At 71.2% G+C, this 18,535-nt stretch carries 15 protein-coding genes; 12 read left to right on the forward strand and 3 right to left on the reverse strand.

The genetic code is table 11. The features are described 5' to 3' along the window. Positions 1–121: 121 nt before the first annotated feature. The gene (locus ACFWE2_RS17370) at positions 122–547 is read right to left on the reverse strand and encodes a DUF5709 domain-containing protein (RefSeq protein ID WP_377225470.1); all 426 of its coding nucleotides are present in this window, start codon (positions 545–547) and stop codon (positions 122–124) included. A gap of 281 nt (positions 548–828) precedes the next feature. Between ACFWE2_RS17370 and rplM the strand changes: the two genes are divergently transcribed. From rplM to ACFWE2_RS17390, 4 genes are all read left to right on the forward strand, one after another. Then, positions 829–1,278 (forward strand): 50S ribosomal protein L13, encoded by a 450-nt coding sequence (rplM, locus tag ACFWE2_RS17375; RefSeq protein WP_377225471.1) that lies wholly within the window; start codon positions 829–831, stop codon positions 1,276–1,278. Positions 1,279–1,322: 44 nt separating this feature from the next. Then, positions 1,323–1,808, forward strand: a complete 486-nt coding sequence (rpsI, locus tag ACFWE2_RS17380) for a 30S ribosomal protein S9 (protein WP_377225472.1) — start codon at positions 1,323–1,325, stop codon at positions 1,806–1,808. A 125-nt stretch (positions 1,809–1,933) separates the two neighbouring features. Then, on the forward strand, positions 1,934–3,298 hold the full coding sequence (gene glmM, locus ACFWE2_RS17385) for a phosphoglucosamine mutase (RefSeq protein ID WP_377225473.1): 1,365 nt from the start codon (positions 1,934–1,936) through the stop codon (positions 3,296–3,298). 190 nt (positions 3,299–3,488) lie between these two features. Then, positions 3,489–4,238 carry a DedA family protein gene (locus ACFWE2_RS17390; RefSeq protein WP_377225474.1) on the forward strand — a complete coding sequence of 250 codons (750 nt, stop codon included), beginning with the start codon at positions 3,489–3,491 and terminating at the stop codon, positions 4,236–4,238. Between the two features lie 4 nt (positions 4,239–4,242). On the opposite strand, the gene coaA is transcribed toward ACFWE2_RS17390, so the two are convergent. Beyond that, positions 4,243–5,238 carry a type I pantothenate kinase gene (gene coaA / locus ACFWE2_RS17395; RefSeq protein ID WP_377225475.1) on the reverse strand — a complete coding sequence of 332 codons (996 nt, stop codon included), beginning with the start codon at positions 5,236–5,238 and terminating at the stop codon, positions 4,243–4,245. Between the two features lie 122 nt (positions 5,239–5,360). Between coaA and glmS the strand changes: the two genes are divergently transcribed. From glmS to ACFWE2_RS17415, 4 genes are all read left to right on the forward strand, one after another. Beyond that, positions 5,361–7,262: a glutamine--fructose-6-phosphate transaminase (isomerizing) gene (glmS, locus tag ACFWE2_RS17400; protein ID WP_377225476.1), complete on the forward strand. Its 1,902-nt coding sequence runs from the start codon at positions 5,361–5,363 to the stop codon at positions 7,260–7,262. A gap of 270 nt (positions 7,263–7,532) precedes the next feature. Continuing rightward, positions 7,533–7,898 (forward strand): pyrophosphatase, encoded by a 366-nt coding sequence (locus ACFWE2_RS17405; RefSeq protein ID WP_377225477.1) that lies wholly within the window; start codon positions 7,533–7,535, stop codon positions 7,896–7,898. Positions 7,899–7,924: 26 nt separating this feature from the next. After that, positions 7,925–8,788 carry an alpha/beta fold hydrolase gene (locus ACFWE2_RS17410; RefSeq protein ID WP_377225478.1) on the forward strand — a complete coding sequence of 288 codons (864 nt, stop codon included), beginning with the start codon at positions 7,925–7,927 and terminating at the stop codon, positions 8,786–8,788. A 255-nt stretch (positions 8,789–9,043) separates the two neighbouring features. Then, positions 9,044–9,394, forward strand: a complete 351-nt coding sequence (locus tag ACFWE2_RS17415; RefSeq protein WP_377225479.1) for a holo-ACP synthase — start codon at positions 9,044–9,046, stop codon at positions 9,392–9,394. A gap of 13 nt (positions 9,395–9,407) precedes the next feature. On the opposite strand, the gene ACFWE2_RS17420 is transcribed toward ACFWE2_RS17415, so the two are convergent. Further along, the gene (locus tag ACFWE2_RS17420; RefSeq protein WP_377225480.1) at positions 9,408–10,457 is read right to left on the reverse strand and encodes a TIGR03560 family F420-dependent LLM class oxidoreductase; all 1,050 of its coding nucleotides are present in this window, start codon (positions 10,455–10,457) and stop codon (positions 9,408–9,410) included. A gap of 98 nt (positions 10,458–10,555) precedes the next feature. Here ACFWE2_RS17420 and ACFWE2_RS17425 point away from each other — a divergent pair, with 98 nt between their 5' ends. The 4 genes from ACFWE2_RS17425 (at position 10,556) to ACFWE2_RS17440 (ending at position 18,465) form a co-directional block, all read left to right on the forward strand. After that, positions 10,556–12,304, forward strand: coding sequence for a bifunctional ADP-dependent NAD(P)H-hydrate dehydratase/NAD(P)H-hydrate epimerase (locus ACFWE2_RS17425; RefSeq protein ID WP_377225481.1), 1,749 nt, complete (start codon positions 10,556–10,558; stop codon positions 12,302–12,304). Between the two features lie 34 nt (positions 12,305–12,338). After that, positions 12,339–12,803, forward strand: a complete 465-nt coding sequence (locus ACFWE2_RS17430; protein WP_377225482.1) for a hemerythrin domain-containing protein — start codon at positions 12,339–12,341, stop codon at positions 12,801–12,803. 352 nt (positions 12,804–13,155) lie between these two features. After that, positions 13,156–15,417 carry a LuxR C-terminal-related transcriptional regulator gene (locus ACFWE2_RS17435; protein ID WP_377225483.1) on the forward strand — a complete coding sequence of 754 codons (2,262 nt, stop codon included), beginning with the start codon at positions 13,156–13,158 and terminating at the stop codon, positions 15,415–15,417. 318 nt (positions 15,418–15,735) lie between these two features. Beyond that, complete coding sequence (locus ACFWE2_RS17440; RefSeq protein WP_377225484.1) at positions 15,736–18,465, forward strand: choice-of-anchor G family protein; 2,730 nt, start codon at positions 15,736–15,738, stop codon at positions 18,463–18,465. Positions 18,466–18,535 lie beyond the last annotated feature (70 nt).

Consider the following 18,535-nt stretch of genomic DNA (forward strand, 5'->3'; position numbering starts at 1 on the left):
GACAGGCGCTCTACTTCGCGGCCGGGGTGTCAGGGCTCGTGCCCATGGTCGCCGTGACCTGCGTTCCGCTACGGGCGCGTGCCTCGCTCCGCTGCGGCCCGCACCCTCCGCCGCACTCCGGTCACGGCTCGTCGACCCAGTGGATCGCGGCCTCCTCGGCGCTTGCGCCGGCGCCGTCGATGCCGGCGTCGGTGCCGTACAGGTCGTTCTGGCGGTTGCCGTCCTCGGCCGCGTAGCTGCCGGGGTCCGCATCGGGATCGGACACGAGCCGTCCCGCGCGTGACGTGTCGGCGCGGCTCAGCGGGTCCTCCTGCCAGATGTCCGGCTCTTCCTCGCTGAGGCGCTGGTCCATCGGTTCGCGGTGCCGCTCCTCCCACGAGGTCTCGCCCCAGTGGTTGCTCCGGGGGCGCTCGGGCGGCGAGTAGCCCTCGTCGAGATAGTCCTTGGTGCCCCGGCTGTAGAGGGTGTCCTCGGCCGGCAGCTGGTCGGTGTCGCCCTCGGCGATCCCGTCCGGTCCTGGCATGGTGGCTGGGGTTTCCTCGGTCATGTTCCTACCGTGGCACCAGATCGGCCGCCACGCCACAGGCAGAAGTGTCGAACCTCATGCCGCTCGCGCTACATCGGGGCCCGCTTCGCTTTGACCCCTGGGGAAGCGGCCAGGTACCCTAATGAGTCGTTGTGCTTTGTCACGACGTCCTGCGTAAGCACCGAGCCCACTCGCGTGCCGACGAACGGCCCGGACGTCACTCTGACCCCCGCGCACAACGATCTGACTCTTCGGGCGCTGCTTCTCGCCCGACGACACCGAAAACGAAAAGGTTACGAACCGTGCGTACGTACACCCCCAAGCCCGGCGACGTCCAGCGCGACTGGCACGTCATCGACGCGACCGACGTCGTCCTGGGCCGCCTGGCGAGCCAGGTCGCCATTCTGCTGCGCGGGAAGCACAAGCCGACATTCGCCCCGCACGTCGACGGCGGTGACTTCGTCATCATCATCAACGCGGACAAGGTCGCGCTGAGCGGCAACAAGCGCGAGACCAAGATGGCCTACCGCCACTCCGGCTACCCGGGCGGCCTCACCGCCACCCCGTACGGCGAGCTCCTGGACACCAAGCCGGAGCGCGCCATCGAGAAGGCCGTGCGCGGCATGATCCCCAAGACCTCGCTCGGTCGGACGCAGATGGCCCACCTGAAGGTCTACGCAGGCTCTGAGCACCCGCACACGGCGCAGCAGGCCAAGCCGTTCGAGATCACCCAGGTTTCGCAGCAGGCCTGACGCCGCTGCCGGATCGTAACGCTGAAGGACGCGAGGACACCACAGTGGCCGAGACCACCGTCGACATCGAGCAGGGCGCCGAGACGCCCAGCACCTACACCACCGAGACGGCTGCGCCCGCAACGCGCGGCTCGTCCATCACCGCCCCGGCTCAGGCCCTCGGGCGCCGCAAGGAGGCCGTGGCGCGCGTGCGCCTCGTCCCCGGCACCGGCACCTGGAAGATCAACGGCCGTACCCTCGAGGACTACTTCCCGAACAAGGTGCACCAGCAGCTGGTCAACAGCCCGCTGAACCTGGTCGAGGTCGAGGGCCGGTTCGACGTCATCGCCCGTATCACGGGTGGTGGCACGTCGGGCCAGGCCGGCGCGCTGCGCCTGGGCATCGCCCGTGCGCTGAACGAGATCGACCGGGACGCCAACCGCCCCGAGCTCAAGAAGGCCGGCTTCCTCCGCCGCGACGACCGCACGGTCGAGCGCAAGAAGGCCGGTCTCAAGAAGGCCCGCAAGGCTCCGCAGTACAGCAAGCGCTGACCGCAGCGCATGGCTGGATGGCCCTGCCGAACAGTGTCGACACTGTTCAGCGGGGCCATCTGCATTTGCCGGCAGGTGCCGGTGGCCCACTACGGTGGGATTCGAACGATCTGAGGAGAACCGGCATGGGCAGGCTGTTCGGCACCGACGGAGTTCGGGGCCTCGCCAACAAGGACATCACCGCGGAGCTGGCGCTGGAGCTGGGCGCCGCAGCGGCACGGGTACTGACCGCGCAGGGTGAGCTGCTGGGGCCGCGTCCGCGCGCGGTCGTCGGGCGCGACACGCGTGCGTCCGGCGAGTTCCTCGCGGGCGCCGTCGCAGCGGGTCTGGCGTCAGCGGGCGTCGACGTGGTGATGCTCAACGTGCTGCCGACGCCCGCGCTGGCATACCTCGTGACGGAGCTGGAGGCCGACCTCGGCGTCATGGTCTCCGCCTCGCACAACCCGATGCCGGACAACGGCATCAAGTTCTTCGCCCGCGGCGGTCTCAAGCTCGACGACGCCGTGGAGGACGCCATCCAGGCCACTCTCGGCGACGACTGGGAGCGGCCGACGGGCGCAGGCGTCGGCCGCATCCGCACCGACGGCCAGGCCGCTGCCGAGCGCTACGTGCGGCACCTGACCGACAGCGTCGGCACGACCCCGGACCGCCGGCCGCTCGAGGGCCTGCGGATCGCGCTCGACTGCGCCAACGGTGCCGCGAGCGAGGTCGGTCCGGAGGCGCTGCGTGCGGCGGGCGCCGACGTCGTCGTGATGAACGCGAGCCCGGACGGCCGCAACATCAACGAGAAGTGCGGCTCCACGCACCCCGAGCAGCTCCAGGCCGTCGTCGTGGCGTCCGAGGCGGACTTCGGCGTCGCGTTCGACGGCGACGCCGACCGCTGCCTCGCCGTCGACCACACCGGCGCCATCGTGGACGGCGACCAGATCCTCGGGATCCTCGCCACCGCGCTCAAGGAGGAGGGCCGCCTGCCGGGTGACACCCTCGTGGTGACGGTGATGAGCAACCTCGGCCTGCTTCTGGCGATGCGGGAGCGCGGCATCACGACCGTGCAGACCGCGGTCGGCGACCGGTACGTGCTGGAGGAGATGCGCGCGGGAGGCTTCAGCCTCGGCGGGGAGCAGTCGGGCCACATCATCCTCGCCGACCACGCGACGACCGGCGACGGCGTCCTCGCGGCCCTGCATCTCGCGGCCCGGGTCAAGGCATCGGGCAAGCGACTGGGTGATCTCGCGGGTGAGATCCAGCGCCTGCCGCAGACCCTCGTCAACGTGCGTGGTGTGGACAAGTCCCGCGCGGGCACCGACGAGGGCGTCCAGGCGGCCGTGCAGGATGCGACGACGCGGCTGGGGGACACCGGACGGGTGCTGCTGCGCCAGTCCGGCACGGAGCCGCTGGTGCGCGTGATGGTCGAGGCCCCGGCGCAGGACGAGGCGGACAAGGTCGCGGACGACCTGGCCGCCGTCGTGCGGGAGCGGCTCGCGCTGTAGGGGCAGGCGGGACCGGCGTGAACACACCGTGAATCCTTGGGAAGCGGGGTTCTACCAGGGGCACCCCTGATGCTTTTCAGGGGCACCCCTTGCGTAGGCTGGCACCAGGCACTAAGAAGTGCTCTCCCCGCCCCCGGGCGCCGCCCTGAGCCTTTCGCAGGGTGGTTCCCGACGAGACTCTCGAGGTCCAGTGCTCGATCTCATCTCCACCGTCCTCAGCGCCACCGAGGCGTGGATCCTCGCGATGGCCGCCTCGCCGTGGATCTACCCGGCGATGTTCGCCTTCGCGACCATCGACGGGTTCTTCCCGCCGCTGCCCAGCGAGTCCGTCGTGATCACGCTGGCGGTCTCCGCGCACACCACGGGAACGCCCTGGATGTGGCTCGTCCTGGTCGCCGCGGCGGCAGGGGCATGGGTGGGCGACCAGATCGCGTACCAGATCGGCAAGATGATCGGCACCGACCGCGTGCCCTTCCTGCACTCCCGGCGGGGGCGCAAGGCGGTGGCCTGGGCGGAGCGTGCCCTGGCTCGCCGCGGAGCCTCGTTCATCCTGGCGGCGCGCTACATCCCCATCGGTCGTGTCGCGGTGAACATGACGGCGGGCGCCGTCGGCTATCCCCGGCGCCGGTTCATGGTGATCGCCGCCATCGCCGCGGTCATGTGGGCGCTCTACTCGGCGGGGATCGGCCTCGTCGCCGCGCAGTGGTTCGGCCACAACCCGCTGCTGGCCATCGGTATCGGCGTGGTACTCGGCGTCGCGATGGGCTTCGTCGTCGACCTCGTCGTGGGCTGGTTCTCCCACCGGCACCTCGACCCCGAGAAGACGGCGAGCGCGGCTGACGGCTCGACGGGCACCGAGGAGGACGCCGACGTCGTCGGTGCCGCCGAGAAGGTCACCGTCCCGGCGGACGGTGACGGCAAGCCCCGCGACGGCCGCTGACCGGCTAGAGCTTGCGGAGGCGGACCCGCTGCACCGCGTGGTCCGATCCCTTGGTCAGCACCAGGGTCGCGCGGCCCCTGGTCGGGATGATGTTCCGTTCGAGGTTGGGCGCGTTGATGGACTCCCAGATCTTCAGCGCTCGCTCGGTCGCCTCCTCGTCGGAGAGCGAGGCGTACCGCCGGAAGTAGGAGTCCGGCTTGGTGAACGCGGTCCTGCGCAGCTCGAGGAACCGGTCCACGTACCACTGCCGGATGTTCCGCGTGCGGGCGTCCACGTAGATCGAGAAGTCGAAGAAGTCGCTCACGGCCACCGTCGACTCGTCGACGGTGGACGGCCGGGCCGGCTGCAGCACGTTGAGGCCTTCGACGATGAGGACGTCGGGCTTCCGCACGACCATCTCCTGGCCGGGCACGATGTCGTAGATGACGTGCGAGTACACGGGGGCCCGGACCTCGGCCTGCCCCGCCTTGATGCGGGACAGGAACCGGATCAGGGCGCGCCGGTCGTACGACTCGGGGAAGCCCTTGCGCTCCATCAGGCCGCGCCGTTCGAGCTCGGCGTTCGGGTAGAGGAACCCGTCGGTGGTGATGAGCTCGACGCGTGGCGTCTCGGGCCAGCGGGCGAGCATCTCGCGCAGGACGCGCGCCGTCGTCGACTTGCCGACGGCGACGGAGCCGGCCACGCCGATGACGTACGGCGTGCGGGGCGGATCCTCGTGCAGGAAGGTGGACGTCGCGTCGTGCAGGCCGGCGGTGGCCTGCACGTACAGGTTGAGCAGACGCGACAGGGGACGGTAGATCGCGTCGACCTCGGCAAGGTCGATGGGGTCACCGAGACCGCGCAGGCGCTCGACGTCCTCGTCGGTCAGCGGCAGCGGAGTGGAAGCCGACAGGCGGCTCCATGCCGCTCGGTCGAGATCCACGTAGGGCGAGGACGGGGCGAGGGCGAGCAGGTGCTCGCTGAGGTCCGTCGTCGGAAACTGGGAAACCACCTGCAGCATTGTGCCCCACCTGGCGTCGTGAATCGCTACCTGCTGCGGACGGCCGCCCGTGGCGGGCGGCACAGCCACCCTGTGAGCCCCGTCATGCGGGGCGGCCCGGAACCCTCGTTAGACTCGCCCGCATGTGTGGGATTGTGGGATACACGGGAACTGCTGCGACTATCGCGGACGGCAACGCGTCAGGTGCCGCCGCGCGGTCGGGCACGCCCCTCGAGGTGGTGGTCGAAGGGCTCCGCCGGCTCGAGTACCGCGGGTACGACTCGGCAGGCGTCGCGCTCGTCGCGCCGGGGCTGGACGGCGTCGCCTGGGCCAAGAAGTCGGGCAAGCTCGGCAACCTGATCGAGGCGCTGGAGCAGGACCCGCTGCCCGCCGCCACCGCGGCGATCGGCCACACCCGCTGGGCCACGCACGGCGGCCCCACCGACGCGAACGCCCACCCGCACCTGGCCGACGGCGACCGGCTCGCCGTGATCCACAACGGCATCGTCGAGAACTTCGCCCAGCTCAAGGCAGAGCTGCTGGCCGACGGCGTGACGTTCCGCTCGGAGACCGACACCGAGGTCGCCGCCCATCTGGTGGCCAAGGCGTACCGCGAGACGGGCAACCTGACCGAGGCCATGACGTCCGTCGCGGGGCGCCTGCACGGCACGTTCACGCTGCTCGCCGTGCACGCGGACGCGCCGGAGACGGTGGTCGGCGCGCGGCACGACTCCCCGCTCGTCGTGGGGCTCGGCGAGGGCGAGAACTTCCTGGGCTCCGACGTCGCCGCGTTCATCGCGCACACCAAGGAGGCCCTGGAGCTGGGCCAGGACCAGGTGGTGACCATCACGCCGACGTCGGTGGTCGTCACCGACTTCGACGGCAAGCCGGCGGACGCCAAGCGCTTCACCGTCGACTGGGACGCGGCCGCCGCCGAGAAGGGCGGCTTCGACTCCTTCATGGACAAGGAGATCCACGACCAGCCGCAGGCCGTCGCCGACACGCTGCTCGGCCGGACCGACGCGACGGGCGCGCTCGTGCTGGACGACCTGCGCATCGACGAGTCGGTGCTGCGCGCGGTGAACAAGATCATCGTCGTCGCCTGCGGCACCGCCGCCTACTCCGGGCACGTGGCCAAGTACGCGATCGAGCACTGGTGCCGCATCCCTGTCGAGGTCGAGCTGGCGCACGAGTTCCGCTACCGCGACCCGATCGTCGACGAGCGCACGCTGGTCGTGGCCGTCACGCAGTCCGGCGAGACCATGGACACCCTGATGGCCGTGCGGCACGCCCGCGAGCAGGGCGCCAAGGTGATCTCGATCGTCAACACGCACGGCTCGACGATCCCGCGCGAGTCCGACGCCGTGCTGTACACGCACGCCGGCCCCGAGATCGCCGTCGCCTCCACCAAGGCGTTCCTCGCGCAGATCACCGCCGCGTACGTGCTCGGCCTGTACCTCGCCCAGCTCCGTGGCAACAAGTTCCCCGACGAGATCGCGACGCTGCTCGACGAGCTGCGCGACATGCCCCGCAAGATCCAGACGGTCATCGAGCGCGGCGAGTACGTGCGCGCGACCGCACGGTCCATGGAGAAGTCGGACAAGGTGCTGTTCCTGGGGCGGCACGTCGGGTTCCCCGTGGCCCTGGAGGGTGCGCTCAAGCTCAAGGAGCTCGCGTACATCCACGCGGAGGGCTTCGCGGCGGGCGAGCTCAAGCACGGACCGATCGCGCTGATCGACGAGGGCCAGCCGGTCTTCGTCGTCGTGCCGTCGCCGCGCGGGCGCGACTCCTTGCACTCCAAGGTCGTCTCCAACATCCAGGAGATCCGCGCCCGCGGCGCGCGCACCCTCGTGATCGCGGAGGACGGCGACGACGAGGTGCTCAAGTACGCCGACGAGATCTTCTGGATCCCGCAGGCGCCCACGCTGCTCCAGCCGCTGCTGGCCGTGGTGCCGCTGCAGATCTTCGCGATGGCGCTGGCTACCGCCAAGGGCCTCGACGTGGACCAGCCGCGCAACCTCGCCAAGTCCGTCACCGTGGAGTAGCCGGTCGTTGATCGTGGTCCGGCCGCCGAGCCGCAGGTTGATCGTGGTCCGGCCGCCGAGCCGCAAGTTTCTGGTCCATCCGGGCTCGGATCGACGTGTCAGGAACGGCTCGGCGCCCGGATCCATGTATAGGTTTCGGGTCGACGGCGGTCGCGGGGCCTGTTGAGCGGGAAACGTGCGGTTGGGGGCGACGGCGTGGATGCGCAGCCTGCGGTTCGGCGCTCTGTCGTTGGGCATGGCGAGCGTCCCGGGTGTGCCACGCTCGGCGGTGTGGACCTCAACAACCTCTCCGTCCTTTCCGACGAAGTCGAGATCGTCAGCCGGGTGTACGCGCGTCTGCACGGCGTGGAGCGCACCGACGACTGGCTCGTGCTGAAGCTGCACGAGGAGGTCGGCGAGCTCACGCAGGCGTTCCTCAACCTGTCCGGCCGCTCGCGGGACCGGGGACTGTCCGAGGACGAGATGCGGGACGCCTTCCGCGGTGAGGTCGCGGACGCCTTGGCGCAGCTCCTGCTCGTCGCCCGGCGGTTCGACGTCGACCTGACCGAGGAGCTGGAGCGCAAGTGGTTCCGCTGGCGACACCTCGTCCAGCCGGAGGACACCGCGGGCGTCCGGGATGTCGGTGACCCCGTCTAACCTCGTGGCTGACGAGAGGGGCGTACATGGCGTACGTGGAGGTCGACGGGGTCCGGGTGCACTACGTGGAGCACGGGCCGACCGGGCCAGGGGTGATGACGGCGGTGCTGGTCCACGGGTTCCCGGTGGACCACCGGATCATGGTCGGTGCGTTCGAACCGGTCTTCGCGGACCGGCCGGGCTGGCGTCGTCTCTACGTGGACCTGCCGGGCATGGGCGGGACGGCGGCGCCGGACGTGGTGAGCACCGACGACGTCTTCCGGATCCTGCGGGGAGCGGTCGAGGCGCTGGTGCCCGAGGGCGCCTACGTCGTCGTCGGGCAGTCGTACGGTGGGTACATGGCGCGGGGGCTCACCGCCGCCGACCCGGAACGGGTCGCCGGCCTGGCCACCGTCGTGATGCTGGTCGAGCCGCGCCATGAGCTACGGCAGCTCCCGGAGCGCCGGGTGCTGGTCCGCGACTCCGTACTGGCCGAGCGGGTCGGGGTCGAGGCGCTCGAGGCGGAGGAGGTCCTCGTGGTGCAGACCGAGGAGACCTGGGAGCGGGCGCGCCAGGAGGTGGACCCCGGGCTCGCCGCGGCCGACCCGGCGGTGATCGCGCGGATCGAGGCGAGCTACGCGGGTACCTTCCCCGTCGAGGCCGCGCCGTTCGACAAGCCGGCGCTGTTCGTCGTCGGGCGGCAGGACTCGATGACCGGCTACCGCGACGCGTGGGGCCTCGTGGAGCACTATCCCAGGGCGACGTTCGCCGTGCTGGACCGGGCCGGGCACGCGCTGAACATCGAGCAGCCCGGGCTGTTCGGGGCGCTCGTGGGCGAGTGGCTGGACCGGGTGGAGGAGGCGGAAGCCGGCCGAGTCAGCTCGACACGGCGACGAACACCAGCAGCGTGACGATCGCGGCGATCACGACGCCGAACACGACGACCATGATCACGGGGAAGGGGAGCTTGTCGTCGTCCTCGGTCATGGCCGCCTCCTACACGCGAAAATGGCGCCCTGCGGATACGATGCAGGCGCCACCTTTACCTTTGCATTGCAGTAACAGGGTGCCCCAAACCGGGCATCCCGCGCAAGGCCCCGTCGCGGACGAGCGCCGGCCGGCACGATCGGTGATGGTGGCCGCGCCGAAACACCTAGGCTGGGCCAATGATCATCGGGACGGGCATCGACGTCGTCGACGTGGCCCGGTTCATGGAGACCCTCGACCGGACGCCCCGGCTGCGCGAGAAGCTGTTCACCGAGGCCGAGCGGGAGCTGCCGCCGGCCTCCCTGGCCGCCCGGTTCGCCGCGAAGGAGGCGATCGCGAAGTCGCTCGGTGCCCCGGGAGACCTCCGGTGGCATGACGTCACGGTGCACCGCACCGTAGGTGGCCCACCCCGGATCGACGCGAGCGGCACCGTCGCCGCCCGCGCCGCCGAGCTCGGTGTGCGCACATGGCACATCACGATCTCGCACGACGCGGGCATCGCGTCGGCCATGGTGATCGCGGAAGGGTGACCCTCCGCCCGCGTCACTGGAGCTCGGGGATCACCTGCTTCTCGAAGAGCTCCAGGCCCGACTGGTCGTAGGCGGCTTCCTGGAAGTACGTGATCGCGTACTCGAGGCCCCGCGATCGCATGTCCTGCAGCCGCTCGACGAGCTGCTCGGGCGTCCCGACCAGGAGCCCGGTGCGCCAGGTGTTGATCTCCTGGTCGGCCTTCGCCGGCGCCCACTTCCGCAGGTGCGCCTCGATCCAGCCCAGCCGCTCGGCGACCTCGGCCTCGTTCTCACCGATCACCACGTTGTAGTCGGCCGACCGGGTGATCTCGCCGAAGTCCCGCCCCACGTCCTTGCAGTGCGCCTCGAGCACGCTCGACTTGTGCACGAAGCCCTCGGGGCTGCCGTCGAAGTTCGTGTACTGGGCGTGCTGCGCGGCGATGCGCAGCGTCTTCTTCTCGCCGCCGCCCGCGATCCACAGGGGGATGGACGGTACCTCGGCGCCGCCGTCGCCCACCGGGAGCTGCTGCAGCGGCTGCGGGTAGCAGAGCGCGCCGTCGACCTGGTACTGCTTGCCCTCGAACGTGCCGGAGGAACCGGTGCGCCACATGTTCGACATGATCTGCACGCCCTCGTCGAGCGCGCGCAGGCGCTCGCCGGCGGACGGGAAGCCGTAGCCGTACGCACGCCACTCGTGCTCGTACCAGCCGGCGCCGATGCCCATCTCGACCCGGCCGCCCGAGACGGTGTCGATCGTCGAGGCGACCTTGGCGAGGTAGGCCGGGTTGCGGTACGCCATGCAGCTGCACATCTGGCCCAGGCGGATGCGCTGGGTGGCCGCCGCGAACGCGGCCATGAGGGACCAGGCCTCGTGCGTGGCCTCGGTGGTCACCTCAGGGACGGTGTGGAAGTGGTCGAAGACCCACGCCGACTCCCAGGCGAACTCGCCGCCGGGGACGGCCTCGCCCGCCGCCTGGTTCTCCGCGCGGTGCACGAGGGAAAGCATGGAAGCCCACTGGTCGGCGGGCGCGATGTCGACGAGGTCGAGGCGCCAGCCCTGCGGGATGAAGAGTCCGAATCGCATGGTCCGACCATATGCCGACAGCCCGACGGAGGGGAGGTGCCGTCCATTTCGCCCACGATCTGTACCTCGGACGGTGGCGGAAGCGGCACTATAGGACCGTGAAAGACGCGTGGAGCTCCGACGAGGTACGGAAGGCCGAAGAGCCACTGATCGCCGCCGGCGAGCCGCTCATGGCCAGGGCGGCCTACGCGCTGGCCCGGGCGGTGCTCCGCGAGGTGGCGGCGCCGCGGGCGGGGCGCGTCCCAAACCATCGGCTCAGCCGTCCTTCCGCCGTCCGCCTGCGCGGCAGCCTCGGCTCCGACGGACTCCCCGGTACCGCCCGCGTCCGCCCAGGGCGCGCGACCGGCCCGAGGGCCGACGTACGCGGCGCCCGCGCTCTGCTGCTCGTGGGACCCGGGAACAACGGCGGAGACGCCCTGTTCGCCGGTGCCCACCTCGCGCGGTCCGGTATGACGGTCACCGCCGTGCTCACGTCGGCACGCGCCCACGAGGACGGCCTCGCGGCGTTCCGGGCGGCGGGCGGAAAGGTGCTGACGCTCGCCGACGCCCGCGTCCCCGCGGTGGTCCAGGCCGCGCTCGCCTCCGACGTCCTGCTCGACGGCCTGGTCGGCGTCGGAGCGCGAGGCGCGCTGCGTCCCCCGGCCGGCGGGCTGGTCCGGACGCTCGCGGAGGCCCGTGAGAAAGCCGGGGAACGCTGGCCGCTCACCGTCGCCGTCGACATCCCGAGCGGCATCGGCGTGGACGACGGCGCGGTACCCGGCCCCGTCCTGCGCGCCGACCGCACCGTCACGTTCGGCGCGCTCAAGCCCGGCCTGCTCCTGCCGCCCGCGGCCCACCTCGCAGGCGACGTCGAGCTGGTCGACGTCGGCTTCCCCGCGGTCGCGGGCGCCGTGGGCTGGTCGGGCAGCGTGTGGGGGGTTGCGACGGGCAGGCACGCGATGAGCGGGACGGATCCGGCGTCGGGCCGGGTGCGGCGGATGGAGCCGGCCGACGTCGCCGAGCTGTGGCCGGTCCCCAGCCCGCACGACCACAAGTACACGAGGGGCGTGGTCGGCGTGATCGCGGGGACGAGCACGTACCCGGGCGCGGCGGTCCTCGCGACGTCGGGCGCCGTGCTGGCCGGGCCTGGCATGGTGCGCTACCTCGGGCCCGAGGCGGTCGGCGCGCGCGTGCTGCTCGCCCGCCCCGAGGTGGTCGTGGCGGGCGGCCGGGTACAGGCCTGGGTCCTCGGGCCGGGTGTGCCCGCGCTCGGCCCCGACGACGGACCGGACGACGACGGCCAGGCCCGCCGGATCTTCGGGGCGCTCGCCGCCGTGACCGGCGTCCTCTCCGAGGACGTGACCGGCGGCAAGATGCCGGCCGTCATCGACGCGGGCGCGCTCACCATGCTGGAGCACCGGCTCCCGGCCTGGGCGGTCCTGACCCCCCACGCCGGTGAGCTCGCAGAGCTGCTGCAGGGCCTCGGGCACGACGTCGACCGCTCGGCGGTCGAGGCGCAGCCGCTGCGCTGGGTACGTACCGCGCACCAGGCCACCGGCGCGACCGTGCTGCTCAAGGGTGCGATCACCGTCGTAGCGGGGCCAGGTGACGTGTACGCCCAGGCCGACGCGCCGGCCTGGACCGGCACGGCAGGGTCCGGCGACGTGCTCGCGGGGCTCCTCGGGACGCTGCTCGCCGGCCGCTCCGCCGACGTCGTGGCGGACGAGACGCTCGCGGCCCGCCTCGCGGCCGCCGCCGTGCTCGTGCACGGCCGGGCCGCGGCGCGTGCGTCCGCCGGTGGTCCGGTGACGGCGCTGGGGATCGCCCGTGCGGTGCCCGCCGTCGTCGCAGAGCTGGTGCGCGCCTGAGACCGGGTGTGTTCGTCGGGCTATGGTTGCGGCGATGAGCCAACGTGTCGTCGCCTGGGGGCAGGAGCTCCGTGAGGTCCACCGGCGCTTGCGGGACGCGCTCGCGGTGGCGAGGTCCGCGGTCGAGGACGGTGCCGAAGGGCCGACCGCGGCGAGCGAGCTGCGGCTCTATTGCGTGGGCTTCTGCGCGGCGCTGACCGGCCACCACCGCGGCGAGGACGCGACGCTGTTCGACGTGGTGCTGGTGGACCGGCCTGACCTGGCGCCCGTCGTCGCCGACCTGAAGCGCGACCACTCGATGCTCGACCACCTCCTGGGCGAGCTGGAGCGCGCCGCCCTGTCGGGTGGGGCGCAGGACGAGCTGCTGCGGCACCTCGACGGCATCGAGGCGGTCATGGAGACGCACTTCCTGTACGAGGAGAAGAAGCTGGTCGACGTGCTCGACGGCGTGGTGCGGCCCGACGTGGACGGCCGGGAGATGCTCGGCCCTCTGGCGTGACTTCGGCTCCCCGGACGAGACATTCCGCTCGGATTTGCGGGCGCGGAGTTTCCCCTATCTGTCCGAGATCCGCCAGTAGAGTCGTAATATCCCGTACCACACGCTCATCCTGCACGATTCATCTCCTGTCATAGACTCCTGAGGCGCTACTGATAGACATTCATGTAAGTGGCGAATTGAGGTGTGCGTGCCATCAAGTAACGGGCCTTCCGTGGCGGTGCCTTCGGCAGTGCCGACGGTATGGACGAGCCAGGCAGGCAGCAGGGGGAGGGGCCTCGTGGTCCACGGGCGTGATCGAGAGCTGCGGGTCATCGGGCATTTCGCAACCGACCTGGACCCGACGGTCCTTGTCGTGCGCGGACTGAGCGGGATCGGCAAGACCTCGACGGTGCTCCATGCGCTGAAGCAGGTCGGCGCGGGATCGTCGGCGGTCCGCGTGGTACGGCCGTGCTCGTCCCGGCCGTCGGCGCACGACCTGGACAACAGCCGGCGGGTCGACCTGTCGGCCTGGTCCGTGCCGGACGACCCGGAGGACGGCCACGGTTTCGACGCGGCAGGGTTCCTGCGCGCGGTCTCGGTCTGGGCGGGCGACGGCGGCTCCGGGCCGCGCGTCCTCTTCGTCGACGACGTTGGGGTGCTGACCGCTGAGCGCGCGCGCTGGCTCCAGCACCTGGCGGACGAGGCGTACGGACAGGACTGGCGGGTGATCGCAGCGGTGCGGAGCATCGCGGTCGAGGCGCTCTCCGACGACGTCGAGGTGCTCGAGCTCGGCCCGCTCGACCGGATGTCCCTGCGCCGTGCGCTCGCGACGGAGATGAGCACCCCGGTGGCGGCCGACGTCGTCGAGCACCTGCGGTGGTGGAGCGCGGGCAACCCGCGCCTCGCCCTCGAGCTCGCGGGTTCGCTGAGCGCCGCGGAGCTGCGCGGGGACGTCTCCTGGGCCGGACCGGAGACAGTGGGTTCGGCGGCCCGGCGCGCCTACCGCGCGATGCTCGCCGGCCTCGACCCGGCGACCATGACCGCGCTCGCGACCGCACCCCTCGGCGGCGCCTCGGCGGCGCGCCGGGACGGCCGCTCGAGCGTGCGGCACCCGCTGCTGGCCCTGCTGTGCAAGGAGGTGCGGGGCGCGGACGGCCAGGTGGACGGCCGGGACGCCCTGATGCCGGAGCGCGACGTCACGGACGCCGGCGCGCTGCTGAGGATCCTCGACGGGCTGCACCTGGAGGAGCTGCCCGCACGCGCCTGGGCGGCCGTTGCCGCCGCGCCCGACCCGCACCTGGCCGCGCGCGCCGTCGGGGTGTCGCTCATGACCGGTCGTGCCTGGCGGGACCAGGCGGCCGGCTCGCTGGTGCCGGACGGGGTGGGCCCGGAATGGACCGACCACCTGTGGTGGCGCGACCTGACCGGCGTCGGCGTGGAGACCCGCGCCGCGGGCGCACGCGTCGCGGAGGCGCTGCTGTGCCTCGAGGACACGGGCGACCTGCCGGACCCCGGCGCGCTGCGGGCAGACCTGCGGCTGATCGGACCGACCCCCGGCCAGGACTGGGTGGGCGTCGACATCCAGGTACGTGCCCTCCTGGCGCTGGGGGACGTGGTCGGCGCACGCGGTCTCCTCGCCGACCACTCCGGCGCGACGCCGGACAGGGCGGTGGCGGAGATCGTCGCGCGCGACCTCGCGGCGGCCCGGGTGGCCGCGTTCGACGGGCGCGCGGTCGACGTCCGCACACACCTCGCGCACGCGACGGAGCTGCGCCCGTCCGTCGAGGCGTGGCTGCCGGCCCGGGGCCTGCGTGCCTCCGCGGACGCCGTCGTCGACGGGACCGTCCCCGGCAGCACCATGCCGGCACAGGCTGGCAGCTGGTCGGCCCGGGTGCTCGGCGAGTACGCAGCGGATCTGGGCGCCGCCCACCTCGTCGTCGGGCAGGCGGAAGGCGCGGTCGCGCTGCTGACCATCGCGCTCGAGCACTGCGCATGGCCCTACCGGGGACGCGTGCAGGTGCGGTGCGATCTCGTGGAGTCCGTCATGGCTTCCACGCCGCCCGGCCGGGTGGGGCCGCGAGCCCAGCGGCTGCTCGATCCGCCGGTGGCGCCGGAGGAACGGTCGGCGCCCGACGTCGCCGCCGCCTACGCGAGGCTCTGCGCGCTGCTGGCCGACGACGGTGTGCCGTCGGTGGCGTTCGAGACCGCGCTGCACGCGCCGTCCGCCCCGATGTCGCCGTGGCAGCGGGTCCGCATGCTCGTCGCGTACGGCCGGTACGCGGTGACGCGTGGCGGCCGTGCCACCGGCAACGCGATGCTCGACGAGGCCAGGACGCTCGTACGGCTGGCCGGCATGGCCGGCTGGCTGCGGGGGATCGACGTCTTCCTCGCGGAGGCCGACGCGAGCGGTGGTGCGGGTCCCGAGTGGGAGGTGCTCGGCACGCACGAGCGGGAGATGGTCAAGCTGGCCGTGCACGGCGCGACGAACTCGCAGATCGCTCAGGCGACGTTCGTGTCGGAGCGGACGGTCGTGAACCGGCTGCGCCGGGCCTACGCCACGCTCGGCATCCGGGACCGCAGGGACCTCGTGCGGCTTGCCGAGACCCGTCCGCCCGCTTGGCTCGCCGGAGGCTGATCCGCAACCCGAACGCAGATTTTTCACCCGCTGTTAGTAGGATTTTTCACCCGGCATTCCGGACCTTCTTCACTTCTCTCCGCTTATCTGCGGGCAGATGCCTTTGTCACGGCTCTTATCGATTCGAGCGCACGGAAAAGTGCGTTCGGTTGCGTCAGCGCACGATTGCCGCCCCGCCTGGCAGGTCCCTGGGAATCACTGTTCTCTGAACCCCGGGCACCGGTGTGTCATACGCCTCGCCCCAACCGATTCCGGACGTGATCACGTACCGATCCGGACGCTTTCACTTGAAGCGTGTATATGGAGGAGTGAGTTCTCTTGAACCGAACGCAAGTACCGTCAGGCCGACGTCGGAAGGGCGGCGCCCCGTGGCGCCGGACCCTGGCGACGGCCGCGGCATCCGCAGTCGTGGTCACGGCCACCGGACTGCCTGCGGTCGCAGTGAACAACTACCCGGACGAGCCGTCCGAGGCCGCTGCGAGCGTCCTCGACTCGACGCTCTTCCAGGAGGCGCTGCTGGCTGCTGCTTACTCGAAGGCCGGCTCGGAGTCGAACCCCGGGCCGAACGAGGGCAACCTCAACGTCAAGCTGCTCGGCTCCGAGCTCATTCGTCTCGGTGACGTCGAGGTTCCCCTCGACAAGATCCTCGACTACGGCCAGGCCGGTGCGCTGGCCAGCAAGAGCGAGGCGTCGTCCCCAGTCGACGCATACGCGGTGTCCGGTCTGCTCGGTGCGGACGGCGGCGTCCACCTCGACGGCAAGACCGAGGACTTCGGCAAGGCGTCCGTCGACGTCCTGTCCGTCGCGCGCCTGCTGGGCGTCGACGGCCTCACCGACAAGATCGTGGACCAGCTCCTGATCGAGGCGGGCGCCGCGGCGGCCGAGGTCAAGGCTGAGGACGGCGTCATCCTGGACCAGGACGGCGTGGGTGGCCTCGGCCAGTACCGCGTCGCCGACCTGGACCTGTTCCTGCACTCCCCGGTCATCGAGGACGCTGCCGCGTCGATCTACGACCTCGGCGGCACCATCGACACGACCGTCGAGGACCTCGTCAACGAGAACCTCGACGACAGCGCGCTGACCGGCCTGTTCGACGCCGTCCCGGGTGTTCCGACGCCGTCGATCACCGTCGACAGCAACATGCAGGAGAACCTGTTCCAGTCCGTCGTGGGCGAGCCGATCACCTCGGCGAACCAGCTCATCACGATCGACCTGTCGACCGGTGAGCTGCAGATCCACCTCGACAAGCTGGTCGACAGCCCGGAAGGGAACGAGGAGGGCCTCAACGGCCTCCCGCCGAACACCGAGCTCATCGACGACACGACCTACCCGCTGATCGCGGAGACCGTGCACGAGCTGATGCAGGACGTCACCAACATCCTCATCGGCGCGATCGAGGACTCGCTGAACTCGGTCACCGTGAACATCGCGTTCTACGAGGAGAGCGCCGTCGGCACCCTCGACGTCTCGTGGTCGCTGCCCCTGGTGGACGCCGTGAACGGCGAGTTCCCCGAGGCCGTCAACAACAGCACGGGCACCATGGCGCCTGTCGCCACGGTCCTGGTCAACACCATCAACACGGTCGGCCCGGCGCTCGCGCCGATCCTCGCCCCGGTGTACGAGCTGCTGATCAGCGACGAGGGTGACAACATCTTCGAGCTGCTGATCAACGACATCAAGACGGACTCGATCACGGCCCCGATCCGCGAGCTGCTCTCGCCGGTCTTCGACGTTCTGGCCAAGGTCATCTCGATCACGATCAACCGTCAGGTGACGGAGACCGCCGGCTCGGTGGCCCCGACCGCCACGGCGGACGAGGTCGTCACCTCGCTCGACCTGAACGCGCTGAGCCTCGCGCTCCTGCCGGGGGACAACGAGCTCGCTCGGATCAACCTTGGTAACGCCGCAGTGCGCATCACGCCCGACGACGGCGGACCTGGCGACATCGACCCGTCGCTGTCGGTCGACCCCGCCACGGTCGCTCCCGGCCAGTCGACGATCACGACGGGTGAGGGCTACACGCCCGACTCGACCGCGACCGTTCAGCTGACCGACCCCGAGGGCAACCCGGTTGGCGACGCCATCCCGGTCGACACCGACTCGGACGGTTCGTTCACCGTCGCGGTTCCGGTTCCGGCCGACGCCGAGCTCGGCATCTACCCGGTCGTGGGTACGGACGACACCACCGGTGAGGCCGCTGAGGCCCCGCTGGCAGTGGTCGCCGGCTCCGACATCTGCGCCATGGACCCGACGCTGACCGTCGAGCCGGGTGCCGTCTACCCGGGCGACACCGTCACGGTCGTGGGCCAGGGCTTCCCGGCGGGCGTTCCGGTCGCCGTTCAGCTCCGCGACGCCGAGGGCAACCCGGTGGGCGACGCTGTCATGGTCACCCCGGACGAGGCCTGCGGCTTCATCACGGACCTGACCGTTCCTGAGGACGCAGAGCCCGGCGACCACGTCGTCGAGGCCGTTCCCGAGGACGGCAGCGAGGGTGCCGAGGCACCGCTCGAGATCCTGGAGCCGGGCACGAACCCGCCGGGTGAGTGCACGAACCCGAGCATCGTCGCCGACCCGGCAGTGGTCGAGGCGGGCGACGAGGTCATGGTCACCGGTTCGGGCTTCCCGGCCGGCTCCACGGTCACCGTCCAGCTCAAGGACACGCAGGGCAACAACATCGGTGACCCCGTCACCGTGACCGTCGGCGACGACTGCGGCTTCGAGACCCCGATCACGGTTCCCGAGGGGACCCCGCCGGGCGTCATCATCGTCGACGCGCAGCCGGACGACGGCAGCGAGGGCGCGCAGACGCCGATCACCGTCGTGGCCAGCAACAGCGGCTCCGGCAACGGTGACGGCGACGGCGATGGTTCGGGCGCCGGTAACGGCGACGGTGGCCTCGCCAACACCGGTGCGAACGTTGCGGTCCTGATCGCCGCCATGGTGCTGCTGCTCGGTGCCGGTGCGGTCATGATCAAGCGTCGCCGCGAGATCAGCCAGGCCTTCGCCACCGCGATGGGCCGGATGTCGGGCGACAAGCCTGCCGTCTGATGAGCTGAGTCTCTGACGCAGTAGCAGGTGTCTGACGCAGTAAGACCGGCCCGGTGCGACGTCGTCGCAC

The sequence above is a fragment of the Promicromonospora sp. NPDC060271 genome, assembly GCF_042726755.1.
GTDB lineage: Bacteria > Actinomycetota > Actinomycetes > Actinomycetales > Cellulomonadaceae > Promicromonospora.

What these genes read in the sequence shown, in the direction of transcription:
- glmS (WP_377225476.1), top strand. Translation starts at nt 5,361, where the DNA reads ATGTGTGGGATTGTGGGATACACGGGAACTGCTGCGACTATCGCGGAC.
- coaA (WP_377225475.1), bottom strand. Translation starts at nt 5,238, where the DNA reads ATGCTGCAGGTGGTTTCCCAGTTTCCGACGACGGACCTCAGCGAGCAC.
- ACFWE2_RS17370 (WP_377225470.1), bottom strand. Translation starts at nt 547, where the DNA reads ATGACCGAGGAAACCCCAGCCACCATGCCAGGACCGGACGGGATCGCC.
- ACFWE2_RS17420 (WP_377225480.1), bottom strand. Translation starts at nt 10,457, where the DNA reads ATGCGATTCGGACTCTTCATCCCGCAGGGCTGGCGCCTCGACCTCGTC.
- ACFWE2_RS17410 (WP_377225478.1), top strand. Translation starts at nt 7,925, where the DNA reads ATGGCGTACGTGGAGGTCGACGGGGTCCGGGTGCACTACGTGGAGCAC.
- ACFWE2_RS17415 (WP_377225479.1), top strand. Translation starts at nt 9,044, where the DNA reads ATGATCATCGGGACGGGCATCGACGTCGTCGACGTGGCCCGGTTCATG.
- glmM (WP_377225473.1), top strand. Translation starts at nt 1,934, where the DNA reads ATGGGCAGGCTGTTCGGCACCGACGGAGTTCGGGGCCTCGCCAACAAG.
- ACFWE2_RS17430 (WP_377225482.1), top strand. Translation starts at nt 12,339, where the DNA reads ATGAGCCAACGTGTCGTCGCCTGGGGGCAGGAGCTCCGTGAGGTCCAC.